The 19740-nt window shown below is 57.8% G+C and carries 21 protein-coding genes; 5 read left to right on the top strand and 16 right to left on the bottom strand.

Annotated features, from left to right (window positions below):
- Nucleotides 1-1077, top strand: a complete 1077-nt coding sequence (locus IEW73_RS02300) for a baeRF2 domain-containing protein (protein WP_188670277.1) — start codon at nucleotides 1-3, stop codon at nucleotides 1075-1077.
- Nucleotides 1078-1133: 56 nt separating this feature from the next.
- Entirely contained in the window at nucleotides 1134-1427 is a 294-nt protein-coding gene (locus IEW73_RS02295; protein WP_188670275.1) for a hypothetical protein, read from the top strand.
- 45 nt (nucleotides 1428-1472) lie between these two features.
- Here the strand turns inward: IEW73_RS02295 and IEW73_RS02290 are convergent, their stop codons facing one another.
- The 15 genes from IEW73_RS02290 to IEW73_RS02220 form a co-directional block, all read right to left on the bottom strand.
- Nucleotides 1473-2177: a GAF and ANTAR domain-containing protein gene (locus IEW73_RS02290; protein ID WP_229675681.1), complete on the bottom strand. Its 705-nt coding sequence runs from the start codon at nucleotides 2175-2177 to the stop codon at nucleotides 1473-1475.
- A gap of 43 nt (nucleotides 2178-2220) precedes the next feature.
- Nucleotides 2221-2580, bottom strand: coding sequence for an STAS domain-containing protein (locus IEW73_RS02285; RefSeq protein WP_188670273.1), 360 nt, complete (start codon nucleotides 2578-2580; stop codon nucleotides 2221-2223).
- 178 nt (nucleotides 2581-2758) lie between these two features.
- Entirely contained in the window at nucleotides 2759-4816 is a 2058-nt protein-coding gene (locus tag IEW73_RS02280) for a CocE/NonD family hydrolase (protein WP_188670271.1), read from the bottom strand.
- Nucleotides 4782-6116, bottom strand: a complete 1335-nt coding sequence (locus IEW73_RS02275; protein ID WP_188670269.1) for an ATP-grasp domain-containing protein — start codon at nucleotides 6114-6116, stop codon at nucleotides 4782-4784. Before IEW73_RS02275 ends, IEW73_RS02280 begins: the two co-directional genes overlap by 35 nt.
- Nucleotides 6117-6234: 118 nt before the next feature.
- Entirely contained in the window at nucleotides 6235-6996 is a 762-nt protein-coding gene (locus IEW73_RS02270) for a SigB/SigF/SigG family RNA polymerase sigma factor (RefSeq protein ID WP_188670267.1), read from the bottom strand.
- Entirely contained in the window at nucleotides 6989-7438 is a 450-nt protein-coding gene (locus IEW73_RS02265; protein WP_188670265.1) for a hypothetical protein, read from the bottom strand. The genes IEW73_RS02270 and IEW73_RS02265 overlap by 8 nt, the downstream gene beginning before the upstream one ends.
- A gap of 249 nt (nucleotides 7439-7687) precedes the next feature.
- Complete coding sequence (locus IEW73_RS02260; RefSeq protein ID WP_307816165.1) at nucleotides 7688-8218, bottom strand: glycine cleavage system transcriptional repressor; 531 nt, start codon at nucleotides 8216-8218, stop codon at nucleotides 7688-7690.
- Between the two features lie 55 nt (nucleotides 8219-8273).
- A complete protein-coding gene (locus IEW73_RS02255; protein WP_188670263.1) occupies nucleotides 8274-8714 on the bottom strand; it encodes a VOC family protein in 441 nt (146 codons plus the stop codon).
- Nucleotides 8715-8724: 10 nt separating this feature from the next.
- Nucleotides 8725-9174, bottom strand: a complete 450-nt coding sequence (locus IEW73_RS02250) for a helix-turn-helix transcriptional regulator (protein ID WP_188670261.1) — start codon at nucleotides 9172-9174, stop codon at nucleotides 8725-8727.
- A 47-nt stretch (nucleotides 9175-9221) separates the two neighbouring features.
- The gene (locus IEW73_RS02245; protein ID WP_188670259.1) at nucleotides 9222-9941 is read right to left on the bottom strand and encodes a class I SAM-dependent methyltransferase; all 720 of its coding nucleotides are present in this window, start codon (nucleotides 9939-9941) and stop codon (nucleotides 9222-9224) included.
- Nucleotides 9938-11179 carry an MFS transporter gene (locus IEW73_RS02240; protein ID WP_188670257.1) on the bottom strand — a complete coding sequence of 414 codons (1242 nt, stop codon included), beginning with the start codon at nucleotides 11177-11179 and terminating at the stop codon, nucleotides 9938-9940. Before IEW73_RS02240 ends, IEW73_RS02245 begins: the two co-directional genes overlap by 4 nt.
- Nucleotides 11172-12422 carry an ATP-grasp domain-containing protein gene (locus tag IEW73_RS02235; protein ID WP_206050421.1) on the bottom strand — a complete coding sequence of 417 codons (1251 nt, stop codon included), beginning with the start codon at nucleotides 12420-12422 and terminating at the stop codon, nucleotides 11172-11174. Before IEW73_RS02235 ends, IEW73_RS02240 begins: the two co-directional genes overlap by 8 nt.
- The gene (locus IEW73_RS02230; protein WP_229675679.1) at nucleotides 12413-13621 is read right to left on the bottom strand and encodes an aminotransferase class V-fold PLP-dependent enzyme; all 1209 of its coding nucleotides are present in this window, start codon (nucleotides 13619-13621) and stop codon (nucleotides 12413-12415) included. Before IEW73_RS02230 ends, IEW73_RS02235 begins: the two co-directional genes overlap by 10 nt.
- 1 nt (nucleotide 13622) lies before the next feature.
- Nucleotides 13623-14942, bottom strand: a complete 1320-nt coding sequence (locus tag IEW73_RS02225; protein ID WP_188670255.1) for a pyridoxal-phosphate dependent enzyme — start codon at nucleotides 14940-14942, stop codon at nucleotides 13623-13625.
- Nucleotides 14939-16372 carry a type III PLP-dependent enzyme domain-containing protein gene (locus tag IEW73_RS02220; protein WP_188670253.1) on the bottom strand — a complete coding sequence of 478 codons (1434 nt, stop codon included), beginning with the start codon at nucleotides 16370-16372 and terminating at the stop codon, nucleotides 14939-14941. Before IEW73_RS02220 ends, IEW73_RS02225 begins: the two co-directional genes overlap by 4 nt.
- Before the next feature lie 60 nt (nucleotides 16373-16432).
- On the opposite strand from IEW73_RS02220, the gene IEW73_RS02215 reads away from it, so the two are divergent.
- The 3 genes from IEW73_RS02215 to IEW73_RS02205 are packed head-to-tail and all read left to right on the top strand — an operon-like array spanning nucleotide 16433 to nucleotide 19395.
- Nucleotides 16433-17551 (top strand): ABC transporter substrate-binding protein, encoded by a 1119-nt coding sequence (locus IEW73_RS02215; RefSeq protein WP_188670251.1) that lies wholly within the window; start codon nucleotides 16433-16435, stop codon nucleotides 17549-17551.
- Nucleotides 17551-18615 (top strand): FecCD family ABC transporter permease, encoded by a 1065-nt coding sequence (locus tag IEW73_RS02210; RefSeq protein ID WP_188670249.1) that lies wholly within the window; start codon nucleotides 17551-17553, stop codon nucleotides 18613-18615. Before IEW73_RS02215 ends, IEW73_RS02210 begins: the two co-directional genes overlap by 1 nt.
- 3 nt (nucleotides 18616-18618) lie before the next feature.
- Nucleotides 18619-19395 (top strand): ABC transporter ATP-binding protein, encoded by a 777-nt coding sequence (locus IEW73_RS02205; protein WP_188670247.1) that lies wholly within the window; start codon nucleotides 18619-18621, stop codon nucleotides 19393-19395.
- A 4-nt stretch (nucleotides 19396-19399) separates the two neighbouring features.
- On the opposite strand, the gene IEW73_RS02200 is transcribed toward IEW73_RS02205, so the two are convergent.
- Nucleotides 19400-19702 (bottom strand): thiamine-binding protein, encoded by a 303-nt coding sequence (locus IEW73_RS02200; protein WP_188670245.1) that lies wholly within the window; start codon nucleotides 19700-19702, stop codon nucleotides 19400-19402.
- Between the last annotated feature and the right edge of the window lie 38 nt (nucleotides 19703-19740).

Genomic DNA, 19740 nt, shown 5'->3' with positions numbered 1-19740 from the left:
ATGAACACTGCAACATTGAAGAAGCGTCTCGATTCTGCGCGCGGCCCATTTGCTTCGATCTATGTAGACGACTCCAATAACACCGAAGACTCAGGGAAGGCCCGCGAACTTCACTGGCGAACCGTGCTTGACGAACTCCGCAGTCAAGGTGCCCCCGACGAACTGTCAGCCAGAGTGGTTAAGTTTGCCGACCGACGCCCACCAATTGGTAATCGCGGAAGAGCACTCATCGTCGGACAGACAGGCGTTGTCGTCGACGAAGAACTGCCTGTCGTGCCCTCCCAGCCGGATGTGCGATTCTCGGTTATGCCGCACCTCCTCCCGCTGTTTGAGTTCGGGGCAGCCGAATTCACAATTCTGCTCGCTGAGGTCGACCGTAACGGTGTTGATGTCAGTCTCATCGATGAATATGGACACGCGGTCGCCTGGGACAGCGAAGATTTGGACCGACACCCGGTGCACAAAGCAAAGGTTGGGGATCGCTTCAGTTGGGCTCGTGTGGAAGAACGAACCGAAGAGATGATCGAGAGAAACTTTCGTGACACGGCCGCTCACCTCACCAGCACGGTGGAGGAAATAAAACCGTCCATTCTCGTGATTAGCGGCGAAGTTCAAGCACGCACCGGCATTGAACGGCTCTTGCCGGATCACGTCAGGAATCTGACCTTTGCGGTGCCGGAAGGCGGACGCGCTGACGGGGCCGACGATACTCAGCTCACTGACGCGATTGCTGGGATCGTGCAACAGCTTCGTTCCGAAAAAGTAGCTGAAGCATTGGAGCGCTTTCGCATCGAATTCGGCAGATCCTCTGGATTTGCCGTCGATGGCATACGGACAGTTGCCGCCCATGTACAACAAGCGAATGTCGACACACTACTTGTGGCTCGACCCACCGATGACACACAACCAGCACCGAGCGGTGAAGACAGCCGCGTCGAGGATGCGGTGCTTGCGGCAACACTCCGCCAAGGCGGGAACATCGTTGTGTGCAAACGAGATGACGTCAAATTTGGTGACGGTTTCGGTGCGATTCTGCGCGCACCCGCACTCGCTGTGAGCGACACCTATACGGACTGACCTCCGTTAGGGTCGCCCATCAGGGATTTTGCATGAACAACGACATAGGAGGGACTATGCGCGAAGTAGACTATCCCGACAGCGGCGACACCTTTTCGTCCACTGGGCGTGCGCTCGCACTGTTGAGCTACCTTCTGATCGTGCTCGCTCTGATCCCCATACCACTGGCCCTTATCGCCGCTGCTTCAGGAGAAGCCGCGTGGGCGTGGATTGCTGGTGGTTGCGCCGTTGCCTTACTGCTACTTGGCGGTTCACTCTGGAAATGGCAGGCGCACCAGAAGGCCAAGGCCCACCCCGAGTCTCGGGACCGTGAGATCTCCACCGAGGGTAAAGGGCCGCTGGAAATCTGAGGGGAATCTACGGGGATAGCGTTCTCGGGCAGCGCAACCAACGGCTCAATCGAGCTGTGCGGCGCTGTCCGAAGATCGCTCAGGAATGTTGGTGGAAACCAATTCTTCCGAGACTGCTGCTAAAGAGCAATTGGTGTCTTGTGAGAGCCCGACCAACAACTGAAATGCTTCCGTAGCGTCAATCTTGTACCGCTCCATCAAGATGCCCTTTGCTTGACCAATGACATCACGCGTGGCGAGAGCGCTGCGAAACTCCCCATCTCGACGAGCAGTACCGAGCGCTACCGCTGCGTGGGCGGCAAGAACCATCCCTACCTCCACAGCGACGTCGGAGAAGGCATTCGGTTGATCCGCGTGAATATTGAGGGCACCCAGTAACTTGTTTTGTGTGAACAACTGGAAGCATAGGGACGCTCTAACCGGGGTTTCGCGAATAGACGTTGCTACGAACTCAGGCCAACGCGTGTCATTCGCATAGTCATTCATACGCACAATCTGGTGGTCCCATGCAGAGGCCAGGCACGGACCTTCTCTGTGTCGGCGCTGTATTTCATCGAGCAGCGCCGCACACTCATCGGTGGGTGCTACCGATTCGATTTCCCGGCGCCCCGTGATGAGAGTGATCCCCGCATGGCGGGCGCCTGGAACATGAACTACCGCTGCGTTTGTTGTCTGTTGAAGAACTGCCGTTAAATCTGCACTAGAACGACCATGCATCGCGCGGGCGAGTTCAGCAATGCGCAGATGCACACCGCTCGGAACCTGTGAAATATCTACCTCCGACCGTCATCCATCACCTTACCTTTTCGTCAATCACAGGCTCCATTACCTGCCGAAAAAGGCACTCAAGCCTGGTAGGCGCAATGATCGACACGCTGACATTGTGCTCGCGAGCAACCTGAACCACCCGCACTACCTCCTCGACCGCAGCCACGCTACAGAAACTAAGGTGCGTGAGATCCAAAATTATAGGAACACCACGATCTACGAGTGACGTCAATTGCGCACCTAGTTCGCAGCGTGATGCGGCATCGAGTTCACCATGCAACTCCACCCTGTACCCAGTTACGCCTGTTCCAGGTCCGGCTCCGTCGGCTTTCGGGGAAATTGTCACGGACCACTCAGCGCTCCATCGCCGAATAGCTAGCGCCATCTGCAGCTCCTAGCAGTAATTCACAAAAACCACTGGTCAGGTAAACCGTGTAATGCGAACGTGAAGCCATGATGGTGCGTGTGGTTCATGTCGCAGCGGTTCGGGCTGCTGGCTCAACCCCACTGCCAAATTTATGACACGTAGGTAGGCAACAGCAAGCCACCCACGCGAAAGATACTCAGACAAGGTTGCGCGGAATTTGGTGCTCCCAGTTTTCCGAGTACACACGTCGATCCCCCCGTGTGCTGTCACATTCCCACGCATCTAACTCGGCCGTGATGTGGAAGTTTCTTGCGGTCGATGTCATGACCGTCCGTGTCATCACTTCAATCTGCCACGATCCGCGCGAAATCCGTCTCACCGTTCGCGTCTCACCGCGGACAGATTCGACATCGTTGTTCTTAAAACTAAACCATTCTGTAGTGGAGCGACGTAGCACAGTGTCCGTTTCGTCGATGCGGAACGCGCCTTGATCGTTTGCGATTTCGAGGGTTGAGTTCCCCGACGCTAAGTCCCGTGTGACTTTCCAATGATGTTCAGGTGCCGATAAACGGGTAGTCGACAATTCAGCTGCTGCAGAAGGGGGTCCGAACGGCCGTAACGATTCGTCTGCCGCAGAAGGGGGTCGCATGGGAATGATAAGTACGCTCGCCTCGGGCTCTATCGACAACGTGGCGGCCTCAGGCGAAGGCCACGCCAACGGCCAGTAGGACGTTGACAAAGCCACTCGAATCTTGTGACCAGCGGGGAAAGTTTGCGCTACGCCATTTAGTTGCACCTCCACCTGGTACGTCTTCCCGACCTCCAGGGGCTGTGGATTCGCGCTCCCATTTCGATGCGTCAAGTTGAGCAAACCGTACGTCACGCGAGTTGCTTCGCCGCTTGGTGCCACGTCAGACAATCGCGCAGCGACCATCGCCACGGGCTTGTCCGATGACACCGCGAGTTGCAGCCTAGGCAAACCGAGAATCTCAACATCCTCCGTTAGTGGGTTGGTGTCATACACCAGCGCACCGCCATCTTCTTCGCGCTGGTCAGACGGAAGATCCGGTGGTGCTGCGTATGAGGCCCACTTTCCCGCAAACATGCCGACGCTCAGTGGTGAACGCACGACATGAACCGATCCGTTTTCACCGTCCTCTGCGGCGAGAGACGTCTCGTTCAAACCGGCTGGTGACCCTATACGTAACCGCAAATGCTTTTCTTCAATTCGCTGTGACGGCCAGTGCTCCTCCGCCACCCACCGACCTGGCCGGTCTTCGTAGGACGACTTCGGCGGCACTGAATCCTGCATCCACACCCGCAGGGATGGCTCATCCAGTAAGCCCGTATCGCGCCCTTTCAGCCAATGATCCCACCAGCGAACCACCTCGTCGAGAAAACCAATCGCCGGGCCCGGGACCCCGGTGTGGGGATACTTGTGCCCCCAGGGACCAATAAGCGCATGGCATGGCACCTGAAGGTGCTCCAAGAGACGAAAGATCGCGTTGGTATACCCGTCGGCCCAGCCGCCCACCGCGAAGACTGGACATTGAATCGACGCATAATTTTCATTGATCGCGACGCGCCGCCAGTAGTCATCTCGATGCTGGTGCCGCAACCACTTCTCAATCCACAATCCGCTGTCGCGCAAACGCTCGCTCCACATTTCACGCCACCTGTCACCAACAATCAGCGGATCCGGCGGCAAACTGTTGAAGGCAAACATCACAGTTGCTTCAGACAGATTGTCGGACAGTAAGCACCCACCCATGTAGTGCATATTGTCGACGTATAGGTCCTCGGTGGCTGATGCGCTGATGATTGCTTTCAGTTCTGGAGGCTGTTTGGCGGCAACTTGGAGACTGTTGAAACCGCCCCACGAAATACCCATCATGCCGACGTTGCCGTCACACCATGGTTGGCTCGCGATCCACGAGATCGCATCCACGGCATCGGTATGTTCGACCTCGAGGTACTCGTCTTCGAGGACACCGTCGGAATCCCCACTACCGCGCAGATCGATCCGCACGCAGGCGTAGCCGTGGCCTGCAATATACGGGTGATTTAAACTGTCCCGGCCTCGAGTGACATCTCTCTTGCGGTACGGAATGTACTCAATTACTGCAGGAATCGGATTTTTCAGCGCATCGGTGGGCATCCACATACGCGCCGCCAAGCGCGCCCCGTCGCGCATCGGAATAAACACATTCTCCGTAGACTCAATTGCATACGGAAACTTCGCAATGTGTTCCATTAGTTTCCTCCTGCTCACTCGGATCATCTATTTCACAACGCAAATGGGTCACACATTTTTCATAGACCTCCTGCAACTGTTCGACGCTCTGCGCGCCGATCCACAAGTCCGCTAGGCGATATCGGTACTGGTCTTGATGTGCCATTTCGCAAAGTACGTCACCCGGTTTCACAGCCAGATTGACCCGCGTCTGGGGAAACTCCTTTCTCAGCGAATCAATGTCAGCTTGCGAGGGAACCGTGCGCACCACGCCTTCTTTCGTGGTCGTCAGGTAGTACATCCCTGCAACGCTGAAATCTCCTTTACGGAACGGAAAATTGGGTTGGCGACCTAGGGCGACATTGAGCGCGGTGAGATGATTCGGCGCCCCATCGACTTTAAGAAAAAGGTCAGTATGAGCTTGGGAGATGCGAGTGTTGACTTCGATGAGACGTAAACGGTCGTGCTCGCGATCCCAGATAAATTCTGCGTTGAAACACCCATCAGAAAATCCGATATGCGACAAAAACTGACGTGTTGCGTCGACGGCTTCCTCCTCCACACGCGCGGGTGTGTTGCTAGCCGGATAGATCAACGAGGTGAGCGAATGGGTCTGCTCATCTAGATCGATATCGAGAACACCATAGATAACAACTTCGCCCTGCGTCGCATACCCTTCGAGAGCAAATTCGTGCCCGACCAACAGCTCTTCCGCAACACACATCGTCGAGGACGCTCTGCGGATGTGGGACGGAAAGTCCACGGTATCTAGCACCTCGTCAAATGCATCGGCGATATCACCAATCTTGTCGCGAACGAGCGCAAGAGCTTCCTTGAAGGACTCGGCGTCATTGATGCGGAACCCCAAGGTGGATGAATGCGATTTCACGGGTTTAAGCCAAAAAGGGTAAGCAAGCGAAATTTTCTGTTCAGCCAAATCATCGAAGGGGTCTACCAAATCAAACGCGGGGACTACCTGAGGTATGCAATCGCGTTGTTCAACCCGGCTCCAATACTTGTGTTCGCACCGGAGAACGCTGTCGAGAGTCGGCGCACGAAGCCCTAGATCAGCCGCAAGTATGGGAACCAAGACGCTCGTGGGGAAATCCCAGTGCGGAATAATCGCGTCGATCCTGCCGTCGAACGCGCTGAGTTGCTCACGAGCATCATGGAGTAGCTGCCGCATATTGATTTCTTCCGCAACAACGAGTCGGTCGAAGCTCAAGAGTGGATGAAAAACCACGTCGCAGGACTCCGCTGATTCGTCGAGCATGCCAAGCTGTGCTTCAGTAATACCTGGTACAAAGACATTGAAAGACATGGCGGAGCCTCTCACGATTAGGCACGGTAGCCGTCTGGCGGAGCCTGCCGCCTCCCGCGCGAGGGGTAGTGATCGATTCCCTACCCGAATCTCGTGGAGTCAAACGTCATCGGGCGAACTAATCTCCGTCGATCCGCCCGCGTAACGACCTCAGCGTCTTTGTCAGCAAGCGCGACACATGCATCTGCGAGATGTTCAGTTGCGCTGCGATCTGCTCTTGAGTCTTATTTCCGAAGAATCGCATAATGATGATGGTGCGTTCCCGCGGAGGGAGAGCGTCGAGGGCAGCCCGAAGCGCATCGTGGTTCTCAAATCTCTCGAAGCTGACATCAGGTTCCCCCACTGCGTCCATAAAGGGTTGCGAGTCACTGTCGTTGCCACGTGGGACATCAACGGATTGTGCGCTGAACGCACTACCAGCGAGTTGCGCTTGCTCAAGTTGCTCAAGCGTTATATCGAGGTCGTCAGCAAGTTCCTTCGAAGTCGGGGCACGACCAAGCTTCTGGACCAGCTCGGCTGTGGCATTACCGATCGCGAGATGAACCTCTTGAAGGCGTCGCGGGACACGAACCGCCCATCGGGTGTCACGGAAATGCCTCCGAACCTCACCCATAATTGTCGGAACCGCGAAGGCCAGAAAATCGTCACCGAATTCAGGATTAAACCGATCTACCGCGTTGATGAGACCGACGAGGGCTACCTGCTTCAAGTCGTCGGCTTGCTCGCCGCGACCGACGTACCGGCGAGAGATGTGCTCCGCTAAGGGCATGCAGTGGGCAATGATGTCATTTCGAAGCTCATCTACTTCAGCTTCACTGCAGTTCGCACTACGCAATAAGGCAATTCGCCGTGGAATGTCGGAATAGTTCGGATCATCCACGAGGGCTTGAGGCCTTTCGTTTGACCATCTGAACAACCGTTTTTGAGTAAGAGTCCGCTGCCGAATCAGTGTGAGGGGGTCTCACATCTTCATCCCAACTAAGTTCGTCCGTGAGCGTGCGGACGATATGCCAACGAAAGTTATTTGATTTTGGCAAACGCGCAACAGCTCTCTCTGCTGTCATCGTCACGCGGAGCCCACCCGCGCTGTGTTCACTAAATTCGCACAGCACATCTGCGTCAGAATCAGAAATTCCAATTAACGTAGCAGCCACTTCATCCACAGCGAGACGGAGGTCTTCTGAGGCGTCGAGGTCAAAATCTGCTGCATGCGAGATCATTTCACTGACACCGCGGAAGATGTGAAGCAGAGCCAAATCGGCCCGAACAGCGACTTTCACTGAAGGTTGGTCGCTAACACTGCGTAGTTCTGATCCTGTCACTTATCTCCCCCGCTTGGGTTGTGGTGGGTAGATCCTTGCGAAAACCCCGCAACGGACCGGAACCTGCGGGTGAATAAGTGTCTGCCCTGCGGGCCGACCATCTCAGGATGCCTCAATTGGACCGTTACCAGTCACCAAGAAGCACTGCCTCACGACTATTAGATTTACAAGGTTACCTTCAATGTCCCTACCTTGGAGATACCAGCGACAGTGACCGCAGTCAAGACAGAGATGCCGTGCTGTGTGCCGTCATTCGCCGGGCTCAACGATTTCAAGGTCAACAAGCAGTTCAGCCGCGATGCGTTCCAAGTCCGCCCTGACATCAGCGGACCGCGTACCCGCCGGAAGTCGCACGTCGAGGTGGGCCTCAAACAACATCCCGCCAGCCATCGGCGCCTCACGAGTATTTGTGGTCATCTTCTCGATGCTCATCCCACCACTGCTTAGAACAGAGGAAAGTTCATGCACAATGCCGGGATGGTCGTTGCCCAGAATGCTGATCGACAAGCGGTTAGATGACTCGTCTGTGCCGGTGACAAGTTCTGTCCCCGTGTAGACCGAAACGTCGAGGAGACCGTCCAGTTCCCGTGTGGCAGCGATGAGCGCCTCGGCTTTGTCGTCGTCAACCGTGGCGACAACAATTCCGGCGAACAGCCCAGCAAGTTCGGTCATCTGGCTTCGTTCCCAGTTGCCACCGTGAGAGGTGATGACACGTGCGATTGCTGACACGAGTCCTGGTCGGTCGTCCCCTATTACTGTCATCACGAGATTTCGCTGCACCCCGGAATGCTAACAACCAGAGCGCTGATACGTGGGACTACACCATTCCAAGCTGCTACCCAAGCCCGGCCTGAATGGTTTCTGGGGTGTACTCACGCGGCTCAACCAACACGATCCAGTTACCCGAGTTGTCACGCATCAAGGCCTCAATGCCATACGGCCGCTCGGCAGGGGCCTGAAGAAACTCGACGCCCTTGGCCTGAAGTTCCTCGTACGTCGATTGGCAATCGTCAACATTCAACCCGATTCCCGGCATCCCACCTTCGTCTAGGGCTCTGTTTATGGCCGCGATGAGGTCATCCGACAGGGGGCGGCTCGGCGTTGTCAGGTGGAGGTGCAATTCGGGTTGTTTGGGGTGCGTCACTGTGCACCAGTGGAAGTCCTCGGCTACGTGAATATTGTCGCCAACGTCGAACCCAAGCACGTCGGTGTAGAACGCCAGTGACTCGTCGATGTCTTTGACCCAGATGCTGGTGAGAGAAACATTAGTAATCATGCGTTTGAGCTTATGCGCGGGGCTTGTCCTTCGCTTCTCCTTGATTGCGCACTTCGACGAGCCCACGCATAAAGACCCAACAGCCTGGAACGTGCGGCGCGCCCGTGGACGCATAGCGCGCTTGGAAAGCACTCGGTGACTCCCCCACGATGTCCCGGAAGCGGCTGCTAAACGAGCCCAAGCTGCTGAAACCTACCGCGTGACACACCTCGGTCACTGTTAAATTGGTGGCACGGAGTAAATCTTGCGCTCGCTCGATGCGGCGTTGCGATAAATACTCTGCGGGCGAAACACCGTAGGTCGCTTTGAACAGTCGTTGGAAGTGAAATTTGCTCAGGGTCGCAACCGCTGCCAGTTCATCGAGTGTGAGTGGTGTGGTGTAGTTGCGATCAGTGTGGTCCTTCGCCGCTCGCAGATGAACCAGCACCTCATCGGGGGCGCGCCGCACTCGCTTGGCCATGCCCGGGATTCTATCCAGGCGCGCACCTCCCTGTAGATGTACTGCGCCTATTTTCGCGCGGCGACTATCGTGCTGACACCATCACGCCAGATCACGTCGGTTGCTGTAAAACCAGCATCGCTGAGCAGAAGCATGTGCGCGTCCGCGGAAAGGTCATTGTCCCCGCCGTCTGGTAACACGACGTGTTCGCGCAGCGCAAGTGCAGTAGTGAGGTCGTCGCAGGCGCGTGCCGCGTTCCACCATTGCTGCCATGCGGTACCGCCGTCACCAGAGTTGCCTAGGAGTTCACCGACGAGTGGATTGAGGGGGAAATGATCGGCGTTAACGACGAGGCCGCCGGGTGAGACAGCTTTGTGTAAGTCGTGGTACAGCCTCGCGAGGTCGTTTACGGCGAAGTAGTGCAGTGCTGTAGACGACACGGCGGCGTCGATCCGGTCGACTCCCACAGCATCAAGCCATCCGTCCGCGCCTGCCGTGGTTTCTACGAATTCGATTCGCTTTCCGAACGCTGCACGGCCGAGTTCAATGAGGAACGGGTCCGCTTCGATAGCTATGACCCGTGCGTCAGGCATGTCTCGGGCAATGTGCTCCGCGAGTGATCCTGGCCCAGCGCCAATATCAATGATGATTGGTGTATCACTATGCCCGGTTGCCGCCTTGACCGCTTTGCTGACCACAGCAAACCGGTGCTCGCGCCGGACGGCGTAGATCTGCTGTTGGGCATCCCAGGTTTCCATCCATTGTCTGGCCACATTGCGTGAGATCATGCGGGCACCCTTTCTGGTGTTCGTACTCGTAACGCCACGATGAGTGCAACAAAGGTCGCTAACCCGGCGACGATGAACCCAGCGCGCGCCCCACCGGCGCTTTCGACGACCAATCCAGTCACGGCCGCACCGACCGCCGCAAAGCTCATGGAAATGGTGGTCAGCCAGGTGTAGGCCTCGTTTCTCATCGATTCAACGGTGAGTTCGGCAACGATATTGGCCATGACGGCAAGTGCGGGCGCAATGATCGCGCCGCTGATAAACAGGATCGCAGCGAGCACGAAAGTGTTGGGCGATGCGGCCCAGAGGAAGTATCCGGCCGCGAGTATCGCGAGGATGACGAGGAACTGGGTTCGTAGCGGCGCGGATAAGCGGATGGTGCCGAACCAGATACCGCCAATTGCACTTCCTAGGCTCCATATCGCGATCAGCACACCCGTTACGCCTGGTCCACCTCCGGCGTGAATTTCCTCAGCGAAGGCGGCAATGGCCACTGGTGCGGCACCAAAGGCAAACATCACCCCGGCTGCAGCGCCGAGAAGCGCCGGAAAGCAGTGTGCACGCAACGGCCCGAGTCCTGTGGTGCGTGGGTTCTCACCGATTGGGGTCATCGAGCGCATACCTGTGCCACGCGCAAGCCATAGGCACCCCAACAGTGAACATGCTGCGGCACCAAGGATCGCTGCGGCTGGGCCGATGGCGGGATCCCCTGGCGCGAAGAAGCCCGTGATGAGAATTGTTGCGCTCAGCAAGAGCGGTCCGACAACGAAGACAAACTCGAATAGGGCTGATTCGGCTGCCATGGTGGTTTGCCGCAGGTCTGCATGAGGTTTGTCTTGCGCGGTGAGCATGGACCATGTTGCGCGCAACGCAGGCGAGACTGGTGGGAACGAGGCTCCTGTAATCAGAGCCAGTACACATAACTCAATGAGTGGTCGGCCGTTGAGCACGGCTGTCAGGAGCGCGATTCGGCTCAACGAGTACACGACGGCGCACGCCGACAGTACCCGCTGCGCTGAGTAGAGGTCGGCGAGTCTGCCAACGACAGGAGCGGCAGCAGCTGTGGCTAGCGAAATGGCTGCGGTGACCGCAGCTGCGTCGGCGTAGGAACCCCGAGTTTCTCGCACGAGCAGTAGCCATGCGATGACGGTGACGCCTTGCCCGAGCCTCGCTACTATTCCGCCTAGAAGCAATGTCGGCGCACCAGGGATCCGCCACATCTGTGCGTACCTATCCATGTGCAGCCTCGAGTTCGTAAAAGCCGCGGCCGTCAAGGTAGTGCAGTGTGAGCAAGTCCCGTTCGAGTGCCGATTCCGTGGCATTCGCGAGCCCCACCATCATTGGTTCGGTGGTGTCGCTGACCGTGACGTGAAGGTGGCCGCCAGGGGCGACGATGGGGACGATGTTGTGGTGACTTTCAAGGCGCTTCACTTCGTCGAGCAGCGGGTACGACTTGAGTGTTCCCGTTTGTGGCGAGGTCAGGAAACACATCGCCACATGCTGCTGCAGCTTCAGCGGTTGTGCGCATTGACGCGCGAAACCGTCGGGGTCGGTGTAGGCCAGAACCGTCCAATCAATTTGCGATGATCCCGTGGCGAGGGTGGCGTAGTACGCCGTGTCTGCACCCGATAGTCTGGCTCCAAGTTCGACCAAGCTGGCTCCGTCGTCGGTAAGCATGATCTCGAAATGCACTGGCCCATAGCTAATCTCAATCGCATCGAGCATCGCGAGTGCGTATTTTTCGAGCGTCGGCCAGGCAGACGAATGTGGCCCTACAGAGACTGCGGCGCTCACGCGGTCGCTTACGCCGTTGACGGAAATCTTGGTGTAGCGCCACACATCAGTAATCCGGTGGGTGCCGTTGCAGCTCACCGTATTGACGACGTATTCGGTACCGACCAGAAACTCTTGCGCCACCACACCCTCGTTGCGGACGGAGAAGATATTTTCCACGTCTTTGATCGCCTCGTAGGCCGCCACAGACTCCGCTGGTGTTGTGCAGAAGTGAACGCCGTCGTTGCCTGCGCTGCGCAGTGGCTTAATGACGATCTTCCCGCCGATGTCGGAATGCCAAGCGCGCAGATGGTCACTGTTCTGCACGAGGATCTGCCTTGCCGCGCCGAGTCCTGACTTGCGGGCTAGTTCCACTTGATCAAACTTGCTGCGGCGCGTGTGGCTGTGGGCGGTGCCATTCGTGGGAACACCGAGGCGTTCGCTCAACATATCGGCGAGCTCGACGCCGCATTCTCCCCCTGCCACGACTGCGTCTGGGTTATACGGTGCGAGCGCGCTGACGGGATCATCGCAGTTGATGTTGGCGACGAATGTGTCAGCTAAGTCTTCCGGGGGGAGCCCGGGCTGGTAGACGCGCGGAATCTGGCGGGAGCTTTGCACCCGTACAACATCATGTCCGGCCGCGCTGAATGCCTGCGCGAGGCGGAGCGTTGGGGCGTAGACGTCGGTGATCGCCACTACTGCCACTGTTTTTCCTTATCTAGTTCCTGGAGGGCGCCGAGAAGTCCTGTGATCTCGTCGATGCTTGTGTAGGCGTGCGTGCTGACGCGAACTGAGGGTGTGTCAGCTTCTGGGCTTGCTTGGCAGTGATGATCGGCGCGAACAAGGTAGCCGCTGCGCTCGAGTATGAAACCAAGATCACCGGCGGGGATGCCCCGGTGTCTGAATGCGACGATGCCCTGGCGTCGTTGCACCGTCGAGTCGAGAGTGAGGCTGGACTGACAGCCGAGGACGTCATAGGACCGCATCTGCGAAAGACCATCAGTGAGTACGGCACCGAGCATCTGAGTCCACGAATCGATTCGGTCCAGGCCAGCCTCAGTGAGCCAGGTTAATGCTGCTGAGAGGCTCGCGATCCCCACAGTATTGGGGGTGCCGGACCATCCCTTCACAACCAGCGGTGTAGTGCGGAGATTACGTGCCCACAGCACACCTACCCCAGGTAGGGCCATCGCTTTGTGGCCCGCGAATGCTACGAAGTCCACGTCCAGCTCGGCAACTGAGACGTCGAGGTGACCAACGCTTTGCGCGGCATCGAGGCAGATAACCACGTCATTGCCCGCTGCGGCGCGAATTCGGTGCACATTCATATCCACGCCGTATACGTGGTGCACGTGCGTCGCGGCGATGAATCGGGTTCGCGGGGTTATCAATTCGGCAAGCTTGACTGGGTCGTAGTCGCCTGACGGTTCGTACGGCATGGATCGCACGACAACCTGGGTGCCGCGACGTCGCAGGTCTGCGGCGACGTCGGTCCACGGGACCACATTCGCTCGGTGGTCGGCCGCGGGAACGATGATCTCGTCGCCGTCTCGAAGTGTGTCCACTAGCCAATCGGTAGCGATCCTGCGCAGCGATTCAGTGGCCCCGCTCGTGAAATGAACCGAAGACAGGCCCGGGTCAGGGTCATGGAGAAAACACTTCACCTGGTCCCGTGTTGACTCAATCATCGCGGTTGTTCGGTTGGCCCACGGGTATGAGCCGCGGCCCGCGTTGGCGTTTGTTGTCGTGAGGTAGTGGGCCACTGCGTCGAGCACGGCCTGTGGCTTTTGACTGGTAGCGGACGAGTCGAGATAGGCGTGGGGTGAACTTTTTATCTGTGGGAACTGTGCGCGCATGTGTTCATGCCATGCGGTCAAGGTGTCCGGGATCGATGCGGTGGTCACATCAATCCCTCACGAGTTCCGCACCCGCATCACGCCAGGCGACGATCCCGCCGTCGAGACTGCGTGCATCGGGGTGACCAAGGCCTGCGAGTACCGCTGCATACTTCGCTGATTGTTCGCCCACGGGGCAGGCGAGCAGGATGGGGCGTTGGCGCGGAAACGGCACTCCGCCTTGCAGGAGATCAGCGAACAGTTGATCGGGGATGTTGATCGATCCTTCGATATGCGCAGCCGAGTAGGCGAAGCTGCCACGCAAATCAACAATCAAGGGGTCTTCGGCTTTAATCCATGTTTGTGCATTGAGCGGCGCCAGGGTGGAAACCTGTTCGATTTGCTCTGCCGTGGCCGCAACCCGGCGTCGAACTGTATCGCCGAAAAGATCAGGTCGGCGGCTTCGGAAGTAACTCATGTAGCTCTCAACGCGGTCGCAAACAATGAAGACTGCGGTGTGCCGCTCCCCCGTCGACGCAAGCTGGGCGTCGATTTTCTCTAGGTAGCGCACTGCCCCGAAGTAGGCGCCGCCGCCGGTCGGGCCAGCAAGAATGCCGCACCGCCGGATGAGCGTGAGGGTGCCGTCAATCGCTTCGTCGGCGGATACCGCTTCGATTTCGTTGTATGTAGAGGGATCGAAGAGTCCCACTTCGTGAACTTCGTCGATGTTGCGAATACCGGGGATGAAGTCGGACTTTTGACCGACGAGGCCGATGACGCGCGCATCTGGGCGTGCTGCGCGGAGAACTTGCGCCACGCCAGTTGATGATCCTGCAGTGCCGATGCAGGCAATGAAGTGGTCCGGAGCCGTTCCATCAAGATCGGCGACGATCTCGGGACCCGTGCTATCAGAATGTGCTCGGGTGTTGCGGGAGTTGTAGTACTGGTCTGTGTGAAGGTACGCCGGATCACGGCTTACTTCCTGATGGATGCGAGTCAGCGGGTCATCAGTGTTGGTGGGATCGAGGCACTCGGCTTGACCGGGCAGTTCTTCAATCTCCGCGCCGATCAGTTGGAGCACGTCTTTAACTTCAGGAACCTTCATCCGGTTTGTCACCGATTTGAAAGTGAGCCCGTGCATGCCGGCAAGGATCGCAAGTGCTTTTGCTGTGTTACCGCTCGAAAGCTCAATGATCGACTGCTGCTCGGCTTGAGCGTCACCGACGTGTTCGCGCAGCATTCCCCAGGCCGCACGGTCCTTGACTGATCCGAAAGGGTTGAGCAGTTCCATCTTGGCGTACAGGTCAATATTCTGCAGCCCGTGTACGTCACTGCTGATGCGTACTAATGGTGTATTACCGATTGCGTCGGTAACTGATTCGTATCTCATGCCACTTCCGTTTCACGATTCATTGGCCAGTACTGGTCGTCGAGGGTCCAGCGGTCGCCGGTGAGCGCTACCGTGCGCGCGATGGGTTGGTGAAGCGCATGGTCGGCGGAGAAGTCCATGAAGTAGCCGGCCGTGTTGACGAAGGCGAGAAGGTCGCCGGGGCGTGGCATGGAACGAAAGTAGATTTTCCGCCGGGAGATGAGATCAGCTTCGAGGCACAGATTTCCAATGAGGTAGCCAGCACCTGGTCCGTGTTGCTCACCACCTCGCGGTATCACCATTGGGTCCATGACGACGCCGTGTTCTTCGAGGCTGACGTCCGAGTGGTTGAGGTCCAGGCGGATGAGCGTCTCGCCCGCCGTCTGTCGGACTTCGAGGACGCGCGTCAATACCAGTCCGGCCTGGTCTACGAGAGCGCGCCCGGGTTCCATGTACACCTGAGTGAGAGTTTCGAGCAAGATGTCGGAGTATCGCTGACCGAGGCTCGGTGACCGTTGCACCAGAAGCTCTTCCGCGTATCGGGGTCCGGCCACGGGGCGGTGCGCCGGATACAAACTCAGCGCACCTTTCAGGCGCCCTTGTTCTGCCCGGAGTCCGTAGCCGTGTCCGCGCCAGGTGATGGGATCACGGTGGCCGAGCACGGCTTGTGTCAGTTCAGAAGTCCAGTTGTCCCATTGCTGCGAGTCTTCGAGGTAGTTGACCCCGAATCCGCCACCGATGTCGATGACGTCGGCGTTGTGCGAGCGTCGTTGGATTTCGAGAAGCATGCGTATGCAGCCATCAAGGGCTGCGGCTTTTTCTGTCACCCCCACCGTGTCGAGGTGGTAGGCGACGCCGCGGATATCGAGCCTGTCGCGGAAAGCATCAGCGACATCGAGGCACGCGCCCAGATCAGTTTCGGCCATGCCGAAGCGTGAAGTCCGTGCCGCCACAGTGCCGGATGCAGTGAAGCTAGAAAACCTCAGGAGTACCCGCGTTGGGCCGAGGTAGGCCGGGAGCTTTGCCAGGGTTGAGAGTTCGTCCAGGGAATCAACATTGACGATGGCACCCGCCCGGGCAGCGAGCCAGAGAAATTCTGGCGTCTTCGGCCCCGTAGCCATGATTCGTTCGGGGTGGAATCCGCAGCCGAGCGCGTGCTGCAACTCCCCGATGGAAGCGATGTCAATTCGGGTCTTGCTCGCAGCTAGACGCCGCAGGAATGCGGTGGACCGGTTCGCTTTGTGCGCAAAGTACACCTCACCTCGCAAACGTAAGCGGTCAAGAAGGCCATAGAACTGTTGAGCGTTAGCTACTGCCTGGTCGGGAAGAACGACGTTAAGTGGGCTGCCGAGGGCAGTGACGAGCGTGTGGAGGAGTTCCTGCTGGCACACCGTGTCGGCTAACGCGGTGGTGAGAGAGGGATCCAGGTACAAAGGCGCACTGGTTTGCATAATAACAATGATTATCATTACTGTTTGTCCACGGCAAGTTACTTTCACGAAAGGACCTCAATGGTCACCAAACTCCGCGTGTTGGCGGTGCTCACAGGGGCACTGCTCCTGACCAGCGCGTGTTCGCAAGCTATTGAACCAACGTCCACTAGCGACGAAACCCTGCAAATAGTCGACGACTTCGATCGAAGCGTCGATGTTCCAGTCGATCCCAGCCGCATCGCCGTACTCGAATGGGAAGGCCTCGTCGCTAAAACACTTGCCGTTCTCAACGAGGATGACCGCATCGTTGCGGTAGACCCCGCAACTAAGAGCGACCCTGCACGCCAAGTGATCGTCCCCGCGATTGCCGACGCCACCGACGTCGGATCACCGTGGAGCGGAATCAACTACGAAGTACTCGCTTCACTTGCCCCAGACATGATGTTCCTGGAGGCCTGGGTTTCCAGCGACGAAGACCGCCAACTGCACGAAGACGCCGTCGAACAGATCGAGCGTCTCGGCATCCCTGTGATCGTGTTCATGTCGCCATCAAACTTCGACAACCCCGCAATGGACACGGCTTACGACGTCATTACTAAGGTCGGCGACGTCCTAGACCGTAGCGACGCCACCGACAGCATCGTCGAAGGCATGAAATCAAGCATCGACGATGTCGTCAACAAAATTCCAGACCTGCCAGACGACGAACGACCGACTGTCGCCATCTTTGCCTCCATCGCATACCTGATGGGTGAAAAGAGCATTCAGTCCGAACTCTTCGCCAGCATGCTGGGCGCTCGCAATGTTGCAGGCGGTGGCACTTTTGTGCCCATCTCCGAAGAGAAGCTCCTCGCGCTTGACCCAGACGTGCTCGTCGTGGCGGGCCACGAAGGTTACATCGGACTCGACGAGGTATACGGCGGGGCCAACACAGGCATCGACTGGAGCAAAGTTCAAACACTGCGCGCGATCAGCTCCGAGCGCGTGACAGCGTTGGGCTACAACGAATGGCGCGCCACGCTCGAAACCCCAATTGCGCTCCTCAAAGTCGCTTCGGTTCTATACCCCGAAGCATTCGCCGATGTTGATATCGCACAGAAAGAACTCGACTACTACCAGGACATTTTCGGCCTCGACGACGCATCTGCACGCGACGCAATCGACGGCCAGCAATTCCGCGGCGAACTGGACAACTAATGGTTGACACACTCACCCGTCAGACGAACACCGCTGCGACCTCAGTTGTTACAGAGGCCGCACGCGGTGCGGTGAAAAGACGGCTCGCCATCATCGCAGCGGCACTGTCCACCATCGTCGTGCTGCTCATCTCCATCTGCACAGGCGCGTACTGGATTCCACTCGGGGACGTTGTCCGTGTGGTCGCCGGCGGACTAGGCCTGCCAGGTGGTGGAGACTCCACCCAAGAGACCGTCATCTGGAACATCCGGATGCCACGCACCCTCCTCGCCGCGGCGGTCGGCGCAGCCCTTGCCGCCAGCGGAACCGCTTTCCAAGGAACCTTTCGCAACCCGCTCGTCGAGCCCTACATTCTTGGCGTATCCGCGGGCGCGGCGTGCGGAGCGGGAATGTCGGTTCTCCTCAACATTCCCCTGTCCATGCAACTGTCGGCCTTCATCATGGGCACGTTAGCCGTCGCACTAGCCGCATACTTTGCCCGCGGGCGCGAATCCACAACAACCATCGTGCTATCCGGCGTGATCGTCGGATCATTCTTCATGTCGATCTTCGCACTGTTCCAGTACTTCGGTTCGGATGCCCAACTGCGGCGCCTCGTCTTTTGGGTGCTCGGCGGCTTCTACACCGCCCGCTGGGACGACGTATGGCTCGTGCTGCCAGCGACGATCCTCGGGGCTGCGGCACTGTGGGCGCTGGCATGGCGATTGAACCTTCTGACGCTAGGCGACCAAGAATGCCGATCACTAGGCGTTAACCCAGCACCAACCCGCAGAGCCATTGTCTTAATCGCGACGGCATTGACCGCACTAGCCGTATCCGTTGCTGGAATCATTGCGTGGGTCGGGTTGTTGATCCCGCACGCAGCTCGCATGATCGTCGGCGCAGACAACCGTGCCGTAGTGCCACTTTCCATTTTTCTTGGAGCATCATTCATGATGATGTGCGACAGCCTTGCCCGCACTTTGCATTCGGGTGAGCTTCCCATCGGAATTATCACCGCAGCCATCGGTGCACCATTCCTCATCATGTTGCTTCGCCGCAAGTCAACTTCGTGGGGGACGTAAGAAATGCTCAGTGTTCGAGATGTAACCACATCACTCGGGGGGCAACGGATTCTCGATGGGATTTCCGTCGACGTAGCCGAAGGGCGTCTCGGTGTACTTTTTGGCCCTAATGGTGCAGGAAAATCAACACTCTTTCGATGCATCATTGGGGCACAAAAACACACCGGGGAAGTCTCCATTGACGGAGAATCGATCCGATCCTGGCGCACAGAAGCTATCGCTCGCGCCATCGCCTACGTTCCACAAGACCACGCCACCACGTTCTCATTCTTGGTCCGCGACATCGTCCTGATGGGACGCAACCCCCAGCGCGGCGGCGTTTTCGGCCCTCGAACAAGTGACGTAGAAGCCGCACATTACGCGCTCGAACGGCTCAGTTTGCTGCACTTGGCGGACCGTTCGTTCACCACCCTCAGTGGGGGTCAGCGTCAACTTGTCCTCATCGCACGGGCGTTAGCTCAAAATGCTCGTTTTCTGCTATTCGACGAGCCAACAGCGAGCCTCGACTTCGGCAACCAGATGCTCGTATGGGAGACAATCAGAAGCCTCGTCGACGAAGGACATGGAGCACTCGTCTGCACGCACGATCCGAACCACGCACTATGGTTCGCCGACGATGCAGTGGTTCTCAACAAGCGCGGATCAGTTCTGGCCACTGGAGGCGCAGCCGACGTTATCGACGCAGCCCGAGTCAACGACCTCTACGCATGCGCTGCCACTTTGGGCATGATTGGTCTGCGACGCGTCGTAGTGCCAGGTCTCGTCAAGGTACCGGGGTGATCAGCTAAAGTTCACGAAGTTTCGCCTCGACACGGTCAACTTTGCCGTCGAGTTCGCCGCTGCGGCCGGGCCGTATGTCTGCTTTAAGCACAAGAGACACGCGAGCACCATACTGCCCGACCGCATCGCATGCGCCTTTAACTACCGCCATGCACTCGTCCCATTCGCCTTCGATGGTCGTGAACATGGCATCGGTGCGGTTTGGCAGTCCAGATTCTCGAACGACGCGAACTGCGGCTGCGACAGCGTCAGACATCGAGTCACCCGACATGTTCCCTGCTGGCGCGACGGAAAATGCAATCACCATCACTTCACAGTAGTTGACACACAGTCCGTGGCGGCCGT

This window comes from Hoyosella rhizosphaerae, assembly GCF_014643175.1.
GTDB classification, from domain to species: domain Bacteria; phylum Actinomycetota; class Actinomycetes; order Mycobacteriales; family Mycobacteriaceae; genus Lolliginicoccus; species Lolliginicoccus rhizosphaerae.
The sequence above is the reverse complement of the archived record's forward strand: the minus strand, read 5'-3'. Positions and strand labels throughout refer to the sequence as shown.